The sequence below is a fragment of the Thalassotalea ganghwensis genome (genome assembly GCF_053485795.1).
This window is the reverse complement of record NZ_JBQRUM010000003.1, coordinates 11,080-23,886: the sequence shown is the minus strand read 5'-3', so window position 1 is coordinate 23,886 and position 12,807 is coordinate 11,080. Positions and strand designations below refer to the sequence as shown.

At 40.0% G+C, this 12,807-nt stretch carries 11 protein-coding genes; 6 read left to right on the top strand and 5 right to left on the bottom strand.

Annotated features, from left to right (window positions below; all coding sequences use genetic code 11):
• Positions 1–249: 249 nt before the first annotated feature.
• Together ACSLUH_RS03705 and ACSLUH_RS03700 are read right to left on the bottom strand one after the other, a co-directional pair.
• On the bottom strand, positions 250–1,560 hold the full coding sequence (locus ACSLUH_RS03705; RefSeq protein WP_448564728.1) for a sensor histidine kinase: 1,311 nt from the start codon (positions 1,558–1,560) through the stop codon (positions 250–252).
• The gene (locus ACSLUH_RS03700) at positions 1,541–2,905 is read right to left on the bottom strand and encodes a sigma-54-dependent transcriptional regulator (protein WP_448564726.1); all 1,365 of its coding nucleotides are present in this window, start codon (positions 2,903–2,905) and stop codon (positions 1,541–1,543) included. The genes ACSLUH_RS03705 and ACSLUH_RS03700 overlap by 20 nt, the downstream gene beginning before the upstream one ends.
• A 215-nt stretch (positions 2,906–3,120) precedes the next feature.
• Between ACSLUH_RS03700 and ahpC the strand changes: the two genes are divergently transcribed.
• Together ahpC and ahpF are read left to right on the top strand one after the other, a co-directional pair.
• On the top strand, positions 3,121–3,690 hold the full coding sequence (gene ahpC / locus ACSLUH_RS03695) for an alkyl hydroperoxide reductase subunit C (RefSeq protein WP_448564724.1): 570 nt from the start codon (positions 3,121–3,123) through the stop codon (positions 3,688–3,690).
• Between the two features lie 64 nt (positions 3,691–3,754).
• Positions 3,755–5,323, top strand: a complete 1,569-nt coding sequence (gene ahpF / locus ACSLUH_RS03690; RefSeq protein ID WP_448564722.1) for an alkyl hydroperoxide reductase subunit F — start codon at positions 3,755–3,757, stop codon at positions 5,321–5,323.
• A gap of 64 nt (positions 5,324–5,387) precedes the next feature.
• Here ahpF and ACSLUH_RS03685 read toward each other — a convergent pair whose 3' ends face one another.
• From ACSLUH_RS03685 to ACSLUH_RS03675, 3 genes are read right to left on the bottom strand one after another with little or no spacing between them, the layout of a single operon-like run.
• Positions 5,388–5,687 (bottom strand): antibiotic biosynthesis monooxygenase family protein, encoded by a 300-nt coding sequence (locus ACSLUH_RS03685; RefSeq protein ID WP_448564720.1) that lies wholly within the window; start codon positions 5,685–5,687, stop codon positions 5,388–5,390.
• Positions 5,688–5,690: 3 nt separating this feature from the next.
• Entirely contained in the window at positions 5,691–6,440 is a 750-nt protein-coding gene (locus tag ACSLUH_RS03680) for a TIGR00266 family protein (RefSeq protein ID WP_448564718.1), read from the bottom strand.
• Positions 6,441–6,500: 60 nt separating this feature from the next.
• A complete protein-coding gene (locus ACSLUH_RS03675; RefSeq protein WP_448564716.1) occupies positions 6,501–7,331 on the bottom strand; it encodes a MaoC/PaaZ C-terminal domain-containing protein in 831 nt (276 codons plus the stop codon).
• Positions 7,332–7,538: 207 nt separating this feature from the next.
• Here ACSLUH_RS03675 and ACSLUH_RS03670 point away from each other — a divergent pair, with 207 nt between their 5' ends.
• The 4 genes from ACSLUH_RS03670 (at position 7,539) to ACSLUH_RS03655 (ending at position 12,771) form a co-directional block, all read left to right on the top strand.
• Positions 7,539–8,174: a thiol:disulfide interchange protein DsbA/DsbL gene (locus ACSLUH_RS03670; RefSeq protein WP_448564714.1), complete on the top strand. Its 636-nt coding sequence runs from the start codon at positions 7,539–7,541 to the stop codon at positions 8,172–8,174.
• A 172-nt stretch (positions 8,175–8,346) separates the two neighbouring features.
• Positions 8,347–9,585 carry an efflux RND transporter periplasmic adaptor subunit gene (locus ACSLUH_RS03665; RefSeq protein WP_448564712.1) on the top strand — a complete coding sequence of 413 codons (1,239 nt, stop codon included), beginning with the start codon at positions 8,347–8,349 and terminating at the stop codon, positions 9,583–9,585.
• A gap of 10 nt (positions 9,586–9,595) precedes the next feature.
• Positions 9,596–10,291 carry an ABC transporter ATP-binding protein gene (locus ACSLUH_RS03660; protein WP_448564710.1) on the top strand — a complete coding sequence of 232 codons (696 nt, stop codon included), beginning with the start codon at positions 9,596–9,598 and terminating at the stop codon, positions 10,289–10,291.
• On the top strand, positions 10,288–12,771 hold the full coding sequence (locus ACSLUH_RS03655; protein ID WP_448564708.1) for an ABC transporter permease: 2,484 nt from the start codon (positions 10,288–10,290) through the stop codon (positions 12,769–12,771). The genes ACSLUH_RS03660 and ACSLUH_RS03655 overlap by 4 nt, the downstream gene beginning before the upstream one ends.
• Positions 12,772–12,807 lie beyond the last annotated feature (36 nt).

Here is a 12,807-nt window from a genome sequence, read left to right as displayed (position 1 = left end):
ATTCGAAAGTTGATTCGGCTAAATAAACGCTATTAGCCAGATATATTAAAGTGCTATTACTCTAGCATTAGTCGTAAAAAAATAGAAAGACTCTATTATCCATTACAATGATTAAATAAAAATTTCCGTAGTTTTAACTTTGCATTGACGACAAGTTTGATCTGGATATTGCAACTTTAATAAGTAACACCATCGTTAGTTTTTACAGCCAAAAAGATTGCAACATTCGTCCGATTTTGAAACTTTTGACTAGTTCAATTCCGAACTTCCCTTGTTTTTATTAGTCTTGCCAGGCGTTGGCAGTACCACCACTACAGTCACCCCTTTTTCATCGTTGTTGTGTATTTCCATAATACCTTGGTGTTGTTCAACAACATTTCGGCAAAAACTTAACCCTATTCCCTGACCATTTTGTTTTGTCGTATACAGGGGCACAAATGCATTTTGTAAGTTTGAAAAACCTTGGCCATCATCACAAACCTCAATAACATAGAATTGATCTTGTTTAGCGCAATCAATAACGATACGTTTCGCTTTTGCTTCTTGAGCATTTTTAACAAGGTTGATTAGTACTTGTTCAAAAAACTCTCTATCTGCCCATATTTCTTCCACCGATGAGGTGACCTTAATCTCGATATCTTTAAAAAGCTTTTGCAACGCCTTTGTCATATGTTTAACTGATAACCATTGACAATTTATCGGCAAACTTCTTGATAACGATGTATAGCGATCAACAAAAGATTGAAGATGCAAACAACGTTCGGTAATAACCTCAAGAATTTGTTTGTCTCTCTGATCTTGGCTTTTATCCGCTAATGTTTCCGCCATAGAGGACACAGGAGTCAGTGAGTTTCTTATTTCATGGCTAAGCACTCGAATTATTTGCTGCCAAGCCTGCAACTGTTGTTCTCTCAATGCGGGTTCAATATTGATAAAAACGAGCAATTGATGTGTCTCACCTTCATTAATAAACTCGCTATGACGTATCTGCCACTTCGCGCGTTTATCTTTATCCATTAATTGCCAAGTTTGATCTTGGTATTCAAGACCTAGTAATGATGCAGAAGCATAACGAAACATCTGCCACGGCTGGCTAAACAAATGATAAAAAGCCTCATTTCCAAAGGTGAGCTGTTGTTTTTCATTAAATATAATGATTGGAGAATCCAATTGACCAATCAGTTGATAGACAAGATAAACATGCTGATCGTAATGTGACTTTTGCTCTTGCAAACGCTCACTAAGCACTCTTAATTGTCGATGTAATACCTTTACTTTACCTTGTTGAAAAGAAGATTTACTAAACTGATTGTAGTCTTCTTGGGATATGGCATCTACGTGAAGTATCGCGCGAGTAAACGCCCTCATCACCTGATGCTTAAATGTCACAATATACCAAAAAGCATATATAAACATCGAAAAAAGGACAATAATCAACCAGTGTAAGGCAACGCCTATTTGCCATAGCAACGCAGCAATGATGGTCGACATTAAAACAAAAAGAAATGCCAGTTTGACGATGATGTGTGCTTCAAGTGATTTACTTTTTACTAATGCCATATTTCTCTAGACGCCGATACATTGAAGCTTTCGTCAACCCTACCAACTGTGCGGCTTTCGCTACATTATGCTCGGTTTGCTCCAGCGCTTGCTCCACTAAATATTGTTCCGCTTGCGCCAAAGTCATCATTGGCAAGCTACCTGACTCTAACGACTCACTTTGCTTGTTTGAACCTATTATCGACAGATCCGGCAAAGCAATCTGCTGTTGGTCACTTAGCAAAACAGCACGTTCGATAACATGACTCATTTCCCTAACATTCCCCGGCCAACCGTAAGCATTGATTGATGATACAGCACTTGGAGCTAGAGATTTCATTGGTTTGTGATATTGTTTACAAAACTTATCAATAAAAAACTCTGCCAATGGGATAATGTCTTCTTTTCGTTCCCTTAACGGAGGAAGTTCAAATTCAATGGTATTTAAACGGTAATATAAATCTTCTCTAAATAGCTTTTGTTCAATCAATTCTTGTATATTGCCATTGGTCGCTGAGATGATACGAGCGCTTGCTCTCTGCGTATCGCTAGAGCCGAGCACTTCATACTCGCCACTCTCTAATACCCTTAGCATTTTAGCTTGTTGCGACATCGGTATGTTAGCGATTTCATCAAGAAATAACGAACCGTTCTCCGCTAACTCGTAACGCCCAATACGATGAGACTTGGCGTCGGTAAACGCTCCTTTCTTATGACCAAACATCTCACTTTCAAATAAAGATTCGCTAATGGCGCCCATATTGACCGAAATAAAGCCCTGATTTTTTCGATTGGACTGTTGATGGATATACCGTGCCAATTCAGTTTTACCCGTGCCGTTCTCACCAGTAAGTAATATGCAAACATCGGTGTCGGCAATGGCATCAATTTTTTTATATAAAGCTTTCATCGCCTGTGAACACCACTGATAAGCAAATGGTGTATCAGCAGAATCAGATTGCTTCAGTTGAGAGTTTTGTAAGGTTAACCGTTGGATATTGAGTTGCTGTTCAATAGCGTGAAGTAATTGCTTATTTCGCCAAGGCTTTTCAACAAAATCCTTTGCGCCCAATTTCATCGCTTTTATCACTAAATCTACGTTAGACCATGCCGTCATTGCGATTACCGGAACATTTACCTCCTGCTTATTAAGCCATGTTAAAAAGGCGATGCCTTCCTCGCCAGATGTCGTATCAAGCGAATAATTCATATCCAATAAAATTAATGCGCAATCCTCTTGCTTTAATTGCATTTGTGCTACTTGAGGGCTATCGGCTTCAAGTACTTGATAGCCGTGTGCTTCAAGCAACACAACTAAACTCAATCGAATATCGGGTCGATCATCTATGACAAGAATTTTAGCCATATTAGGGCGATTTCCTAGAAAACTGGAGTCAATGACTCTTCTACTTTAACAGCATAACTGTGTAATTTGCTATTTATAAACAAGAAAGATCTATGCCATCTTGTGATTCTATTTATTAGAACATCATCATCAATACAATCAATTTTATTAATACAAAGATAATCCATATCATTACATCGTCAAAACAAACTTATATACATTAATTGGAGCACATTATGACGCAATCATTAATTAACACAAAAATTCAACCTTTTAACGCAACCGCTTTTCATAACGGTGAATTTGTTGAAGTATCAAATGAAGATATTGCCAACAAATGGGCAGTGTTCTTCTTTTATCCTGCAGATTTCACCTTTGTATGTCCTACAGAATTAGGTGATATGGCGGATCACTACGCAAAACTTCAAGAGATGGGTGTTGAAGTGTACTCAGTGTCTACAGATACACACTTTACTCACAAAGCGTGGCACGACACGTCAGACACCATCAACAAGATAAAATTCCCAATGATCGGCGATCCAACGGGCAAAATTACCCGCAGTTTTGGTGTAATGATTGAAGAAGATGGTTTAGCACTTCGAGGTACATTTGTCGTAAACCCAGAAGGTGAAATCAAAGTTGCTGAAGTCCACGATTTAGGCATCGGACGTAGCGCAGCAGAATTAGTTCGTAAAATTCAAGCGGCTCAGTACGTTGCAGCACATGACGGCGAAGTTTGTCCGGCGGCATGGCAGCCAGGTGAAGAAACACTTGCTCCTTCTTTAGATTTGGTTGGCAAAATCTAAATCGCATTTGCGCTGCTTAGCCGCAGCGCTCTTCTTCATTTAAGGTATTGATTAAGGAGTAGACATGATTTCTCAACAAATTATCGACCAACTAAAAAGTTACCTAACAAATGTTAAGGCTCCGATTACTTTGCGTATAGCCTTAGATGAAACAGATAAATCAAAAGAACTCTCGGCGCTTGCAGAGCAAATTGCCGAGCTGTCTGACTTTATTTCGGTCGAAAATAACGCAGCTGAAAATATTCGAGTTCCGTCACTAGAGGTAAGTGGTGAAAATGGTACTACCATTCGATTTGCTGGGGTGCCGATGGGACATGAATTCAGCTCATTAGTGTTGGCACTGTTGCATACCGGTGGTCACCCAATAAAAATTTCGAATGACGAAATAGAACAGATCAAAAATCTACAGGGTCAGTTTGAATTCGACACCTATATTTCACTTAGTTGTCAGAATTGTCCTGATGTTGTCCAAGCACTAAACATGATGGCAGCTATTAATCCCAATATTAAAAATACCATGATTGACGGTGCGTTATTCGAAAAAGAAGTAGCGGATCGAAATGTCATGGCAGTGCCAAGTGTTTATTTAAACGGTGAGCTATTTAGTCAAGGCCGCATGACACTTGCTGATATTTTAAAGAAAGTCGATAAAAACGCTGATAAGAAACAAGCAGAGAAAATTAATCAAAAAGAAGCTTTCGACGTGCTGATTGTTGGCGGTGGACCTGCAGGAGCGTCGGCGGCTATTTACGCGGCTCGCAAAGGCATCAGAACTGGTATTGTTGCTGATAAATTTGGTGGTCAGGTACTTGATACTGTTGGCATTGAGAATTTTATCTCGGTTAAAGCAACCGAAGGTCCAAAGCTTGTCTCGCATTTAGAGGCGCACGTCAATGATTATGACGTCGATATCATGACCGGATTAAAAGCGACTAAGCTCAGTCGTGATAACCTTGTAAACATTGAATTAGACAATGGCGCTTCAATACAAAGTAAAAGTGTTATCGTTGCAACCGGCGCACGTTGGCGTCAGATGAATGTCCCTGGTGAAGACAAATATAAGGGCGCAGGCGTCGCTTATTGCCCACATTGTGACGGGCCATTATTTAAGGGCAAAAAAGTTGCGGTGATTGGCGGTGGCAATTCAGGCATAGAGGCTGCCATAGATCTTGCAGGTATTGTTGAGCACGTCACCGTTTTAGAATTTGACAGTAAACTTCGAGCCGATGAGGTGTTACAGCGTAAAGCAAAATCGATGAATAATATTACGATCATCACCAATGCACAAACTACCGAAGTGCTTGGTGACGGCCAGAAAGTCAATGGTTTACGCTACAACGATCGTATCACTGGTACAGAACATCATGTTGAGCTAGCGGGTATTTTTGTTCAAATAGGGTTAATACCGAATAGCGAATGGTTAAAAGACACGATTGAGCTGAGTGCTCGAGGAGAGATCAGCGTATCAGCCAAGGGAGAGACATCAATGTCTGGCGTTTTTGCAGCCGGGGACGTGACAGATTGTGCTTATAAACAGATCATCATTGCCATGGGTAGTGGCGCAACTGCTAGCCTTTCAGCATTTGATTACCTCATTCGAAGCGAAGAACAACAAACACAAAACGCAGCGTAAATTGATATGGGCTCTCTAACCAACAATAGAGAGCCTTTTTATCGTTATTGTTTAAGATACTTTGCTATTCAGTACGTTCTGTTGCATAAGAGCGCTTGATTTCAGCTACTTCTACTTGATAAGACTGATACCACTTATTTTTACCAAACTTTTGAGCAACTTGATGGTCTACGTCATTGCGCCAATCTTTGATCGCTTGTTCACTTTCCCAGTAAGAAATTGCGATCTCATCCAGCCCCTCTGTAACAGCAATAAAGTCAATACAGCCATACTTTTCAAAAGCGAGTTGACGCATCGTCTTAACCGTTTCGCTATACGCGGCGTCTTGCTGACCAACCTTTGCCCTGAATATTACTGCGAACATACGTTATGATTCCCCTTGGCGACTACCACTTATTTTTGGAGCATGTTCAATAATGCGATCAGCTAATCGTGAAAACGGTAAACTTTGCAACCATACTTTACCATGACCTGATAATGTCGCTAGGAAAAAGCCTTCGCCACCAAAAAACATGCTTTTTAAGCCTGAGGTTAATTCAATGTCGTATTGAATTCCCTGGCTAAATGCGACTAAACACCCCGTATCAACGCGCAAGGTTTCACCATTGAGCTGTTTTTCAATGACAGTGCCGCCAGCATGTAAAAACGCTTTTCCATCACCTTGTAGTTTTTGAAGAATAAAACCCTCACCACCAAAAAATCCACTACCAAGGCGTTTATTAAAAGCAATATCGATTTTTGTGCCCAAAGCAGCACATAAGAAAGCATCTTTTTGACAGGTTATTTCGCCGCCCACTTGCATCAGATCTACCGGCATAATCGAACCAGGGAAAGGTGCAGCAAAAGCAACGCGTTTTTTACCATAATCTTGATTGGTAAAATGGGTCATAAAAACAGACTCGCCCGTCAATGCACGTTTTCCAGCTGAGAATAATTTTCCCATCAACCCTTGATTAGCATCAGAGCCGTCGCCCATTTTAGTCTCAAACGTAATGCCATCTTCCATATAGTTCATCGCGCCAGCTTCTGCGATGACGGTTTCACCTTGATCTAACTCTACCTCGACCATTTGCATTGAATGACCAATTATTTCGTAATCTATTTCATGGCTTCGCATAATAACTCTCCTCTGTTCTAGTACCGTTATAATGTAATCTATTGTGATGCGCGACAACTTTTAGGTAAGCATTAGTGTCAAATATTGCTGAGAAAAATCGTCATTAAACAAACTATACTGATTGGCGACATCTCTCTTTCGCACAAGAGCCGCCGTTGTAGGCAAATAACAAGGTCGATTGAACTTCACCGTGATAAGTTTACCACTACTGAGCTTACGCAAATCAGGTTGAGTTAATAACCAATGAACATTGTACATACCATGCATAACAGCACAGCGCATTCCAAAAACTTTTGCTAGTCGATCACTTAAATGAATCGGATTATAATCTCCAGATACCTTGGCATAATGCCTCGCCAGTCCTTTAATCAACTTAGCAGATTCGATGACCTGAACATCGTCTACTTGTTGTTTTTTACGCTTAGTTCGTTTTGAGCGGTATGAACGACTTTTGTCTAAAACGATATTTTTGCTAGTTAGCGTTTTTGCATTGTTTTGGTAGGCGTTGATCTCAAGATGATAATAGATCCCTTTTTCATCCTGATGATAGCCAGTTAATACAACCTCGAGGTCAAATGACTGCTCCCAAAGATGTCGAGCATATTGTTGATAGCTCGTACTTAAATGAATTAGCCCCAATAAACGGCTTGGAATTTCACTATTAACAAACAAGAAAGCTAAGTAGCGCTGCGCAGCAACATACAAATAGCTACAAGGTAGTTCAGGGCATTGAAACATCGATTTAAATTCAGCGACTTGTTTACTGTTCACCGTGAGATCATTAAACCGATAACTTACCGGTTTAAAGCCCGACAAAGGCAAACGTCGGCGTTTTATCAAACAACCGAGTATGGTGAAGTAACCAAAATCATCAATGACTTTTGTTTTCATTTGGGTAGAGATCTTTTTGTTCAGCTTTAATTCAGCTTAGGTTCACTATAAAGAACTTAGGATAAAGTTGAAACGAACTTTTACAATTACCGTAAAACAAAAGTTGAAGTAGACGGTCTTATCTGTCGACTCTGTTACCTAATCTTAATTTTAGTGATATCATGAGCCACAGTAATTTGTTAAAAATAACGATAAGAGTTTAATTTTATGAAGAAATATTTACTAGCCTTATGTGCCATTGTTTTATTACCACTTTCCGCTTCAGCAGCAAAATGGGAAGAAGGAAAGCATTATTCTGTAGCCCCTACACAAAAAACTAACAAAGCTGAAGTACGTGAGTATTTCTCTTATTATTGTCCGGCATGTCGTGGCTTTGAAGCGTATTTACCAGAAATTAAAGACACCCTTCCAGAAAATGCCGTATTTAAAAAGACCCACGTAGACTTTATGCAGCATACCTCATCTGATATTCAATTGATGATCAGCACGGCTCATATTGTCGCTGAGAAAACTGGATTAGCGAAAGCTTTTGGGCCTGCAGTATTTAATTATTTACAAACAGAACGTAAAGCAATTTCATCTCAAGACGACTTAAAAGCAATTTACGTTTCGGTCGGCGGCGACGGCGAAAAATTTGATAAAGGGATGAAAAGTTTCGCGGTTGTCGGTGAAGCCAAGCGTAATAAAAAAATCCAAGACGTCTTATCTAAAGGTCGTTACGTAAAAAGCGTACCTACCTTCGTTGTTAACGGAAAATATGTGATTAATTCTCGCGCATTAGATCAGCAAAACTTTTTAGCTGAATACAAAGAGCTGATCAATTACTTATTAACGTTAGACTAATACCCGCTAAGGTTTTTAATGTTCGGTTATAAAACATGATGTCTTGTAACCGAACAGCATTCGTGTACATTTTTATCCCCAAAACACCTAACCCTTTAAAAAATATACATTAATCGGTATTGGTACAGAATTTTCATAGTCACCATACGTTATCATTAACGAGTTGTGCTTTATGAAAATTGAATTAACCAAAAAACGTCCGATTAAACTTTGGCTATTCGCTAGCCTATTTGTGTTATTGCTTGCTTATGCAGGTTTAGCTGCGAGTAGCCGTTCAACGGCTCAAATAAACGCTAGTGAAATTCAGCTACAAACGGTGAAGCAAGGCCCTCTCGATATTTACGCCAACGCTTATGGTGAGCTCGCCTCTGCAAGTGAGCGTTTATTAACAGCACCCGCACAAGGAAAGGTTTCTGCTATCTTAATCAGGCCAGGTACCAAAGTGACACCAGATTCAATTATCGCTGTATTAACCAATCCTCAATTAGAACAAGAAGTAGTTGATGCAAAAGGACAACTGGCTAACCTCAACGCACAATTACAAGCGTTTCAATATGAACAACAAAATGAACGATTAAATTATCAGAGTCGCATTGCTGATATCGAAGCAGAACTCGAAAAAGCGCAATTGGAGTTATCAGTAAACAATAATCTCCAAAACTTAGGGGTCGCTTCCAAAATCGAATTACAACGAGCTGAACTTGCCGTGAAGCAACAAACAAAGCGCTTAAGCTTTGAAAGAGAGAAATATAAGCAATTCGTTGAAATGCAAAGCTATCAATTAACTCAACGTAATATCGCCATTGAGCAACAACAAGCAAAAGTGGGCATGTTGCAACAACAACTTGATGATATGCAAGTGAAAGCCGATATTGAAGGTACATTGCAGTCTCTGGCTATTGAGTTAGGTGAACAAGTAGGTCTTGGCCAAACGATAGCGAAAGTCGGCAGTGACAAAGAATTAATTGCTAAACTCCGGATCCCACAATACCAGGCCGATAAAATTGACTTAGGCGCGGCAGTTGCGATAAATACCACCAAAGGCATTATTCATGGCAATATCGCTAGAATTGAAAGTATTGTCACCGAGGGCTCAGTACTTGCTGAAGCAACACTGTCTGGAGAGCTCACTTCTAATGCTCGTCCCTCTCTCGGTATTTCTGCACAAATATTTGTCGAGCATCAGCCACAAGCACTGTATATATCTCAAGCGCCAGGTATAAGACCACGAAGTAAAACCTCGGCTTTTGTTCAAACGAATCAAGACACCTTAGAGAGAGTCGATATTACTTTCGGCGATCTATCAAACAACAAAATCCTTGTTGAACAAGGATTAACTCAAGGCAGCCAACTAGTAACCAATAACATGGATGCCTTTTCACAATTCAACCGCATCGAACTTCGCTATTAAGGAGCTTAAGATGAAGCAACTCGTTACCATGAACAATATTCACAAGCATTATCAAGGACAGCAAATCGAAACCCATGCTTTACAAGGGATTTCATTAACCATCAACCAAGGCGAGTTTGTCGCTATTACCGGCCCTTCTGGTTGCGGTAAATCGACACTTTTATCGATTATGGGGTTAATGGATACAGCAGATGAAGGCGAGTATCAGTTAACTGACATCAATACGCATGGCTTAAAAGTAGACCAACGTACCCATATCAGAAATCAGCATATTGGTTTTGTTTTTCAATCCTTTAACCTAATTGATAATTTAACAGTCTTTGAAAATGTTGCGCTACCGCTAGAGCATCGTAATTGCAAAGCCAGCGAAATCAAACAACGTGTCGATCAAGTACTTGAACAGGTCGACATGTCTTCTCGCAGTGCATATAAACCGACCCAGCTGTCTGGTGGACAGCAGCAACGTGTTGCTATTGCCCGCGCACTGGTTGGTAATCCAGATTTAATCTTGGTAGATGAGCCTACAGGTAACCTAGACAGTAAAAATGGCGACCAAGTCATGGCGCTATTAACGCAACTCAATAAAGAGGGAGCTACCATTGTAATGGTTACCCATGACAGTCGTTACTCTCGCTGCGCTAGTCGCCAAATTCAATTACTCGATGGCAAAATTATCACTGAGCAACAACTTCAGGGGGCGGCATGAGACTTTTCAAGAAGTTTTTCTTAGCGGGTATAGCCAAGGTTTTTACCTTGCCACGCTTAAGCCTGCCACTTATCACGAGTTTAGGGTTAACCTTAGGTGCGGTCTTAAGTGTCATCGCCATTGTTAGCGCCTTGATGTTAAAGCCACTAGAAGGTATTCGTGATGAAGATAATTTATACACCTTATCGCTAGATTTTCAATTCAATGAGCAGATGTATATTTCTTATTGGGATTTCACCCGTTTAGCGAATTTTAACCAAGCTTTTAATGAATTAGGGCAATGGGCCGGCATAAATGCTACTCAAAGCAAGATTAACATTAATGACATCAACCTTGCGGTCACCTCATTTAACGCCTCAGATAATATTCTCGATGTACTAGGCACAAAACTAATCAAAGGTCGCGCATTAAACGTTGAAGACCCAAGCAAGCTCATCTGGATCTCCAACAGCTTATGGCAACAACAATTTGCCGGCCTAAGTTCAGCGATTGATAGCCCTATTGATATCAATGGTCAAACCTATGTTGTAGCTGGGGTAATTGAAGATTTGATGTCGGTGGATAGCCATGAGCCAATTCTTACTGAACAAATATGGTTCATCGAAAACCTTACTCAATACTTAGATAAAGCCGAAACTACGAATATTGCCTCAGTCTTACCCCACCTATTGTTTCGCGCCAATCAAGCGAATACGCAAATACCGAGCAAAGATACCATTAAACAATGGCAACGAGACTTTATTCAAAATAAAGCGCCAAGTGAAGCGATACAGCCGTTTATGGATTTCCTAAATAACTTAGAAGCGCGTATAGAAAGTAAATCCTATCGAGACAGTATTTTAGGCGATACTAGTGAGCTGATCGTCATTTTACTGATTGCCGTTGTCGGTTTACTGGTAATGGCATGTTTAAATTTGCTTAACTTATTTATCGCTCATTACCAAGGACGAACCAAAGAGTTTGGCGTTCAACTAAGCATGGGGGCGACCCAAAACAAATTACGCAGTCTTATTTTTATTGAAAATCTGCCGAGCATGATGATAGCCACCATTACAGGTATTTTGGCTGCAGGGTGGATAATTAAAATGCTGCCCGTTATTTCTGGTAACAATCTCCCTATGGTTGACCAGATCTCTCTTGATATTTATGTCGTCTTAGCTGCCATCGCCATCATCCTTGTGTTAAATGTGTTATTTAGTAGCTTAAGTCTTGTCGATATTAATAAAAAGTCGTTGATGGAAAACCTTAACAGCAGCGGTAAAGGCACAAAAGGACAAGCCAATGAAGCAATCAGCAAGGGACTAATGATTTTGCAATTAGCTATCGCTAGCGTACTGCTGACAGCTGCAACCATGTTGGCGTTTAAAAGCTATCACTTGGTTTATCAAGATTTGGGCTACGAAATCAACGATACTCGCCACATTAGTATGCGTATCGATGATGAACAATGGGTTGAACAGCTCGCCGATTTTGACAACTATTACACCAGTGAAATAAAAAGTGTCGAGGAAGAAATTACCGCGTTACTAAGCCAAGAATTACCTGATAGCGAATTTGTAATTGCCACTGATGGCCCGCTAACTTACCGAATGAGTTTCAGCGTCACTACTCATCCTGATGATCCAGAACAACAAGTGATGCTAAGTTATAAGCGCACAATGCCTGGCTTTTTTGATAAATTTGGCATTGATTTATTGGCTGGTAGTAATATCACCCAAGCGATGATTGAAAGCCAAGAGCAGATCGTAGTCATTGACGAAATTGCTGCACAAGTCTTTTTCCCTGAGTTAAGCATACAGGAAACTATCGGTAAAGAGCTTAAGCTTGGTAATGAACGAAGCTATAAAGTAGTTGGAGTTGCCCCGACGATAAAAACTACCGCTGGACATCAAATGGATAAGAAAACGCCGATTATTTATCGACCTTATGAGAGTTTTCGTCAGTTGTTAAGCTTTACTTTTAAAATGCCTGACGATATTGCCATTGACGACATGGCCTTACAGCAAAAAATTCAACAACGCTTTCCACGAATCACTGAAATAAAGTCGGAAACGTTAAACGAGTTATGGAGTACTCAAACGCTTAGACAGCGCACCAGTTTGTATATGGTTATTGCTATGGCCTTACTTACCACGGTTCTAGCAATCATTGGTGTTGGTGGTTTAACACAAATGACGACTAATCATCGCAAACATGAACTGGCGATTCGCATGGCAACAGGTGCATCACAAGCTAGATTACTGAAATTATTATTTGTTCATGCTAGCTGGTTGACAGCATTAGGACTTGGTTTTGGTTTTATCTTATCTGTATTTAGCTATGACTATATTCAAGCCTATATGACAGCATTACCTCCGTTTAAATGGTCAGCGATCATCAGCTTAAATATTTCGTTAGTTGCAGTGGTTAGTTTGGCAATATTATGGCCTGCATGGCAAATTATTCGACGTGATCCAATGCAAACGTTAAGAGACGAATAATAAAACGAGAAAGTGGCTTTACATTTCGACTGAATT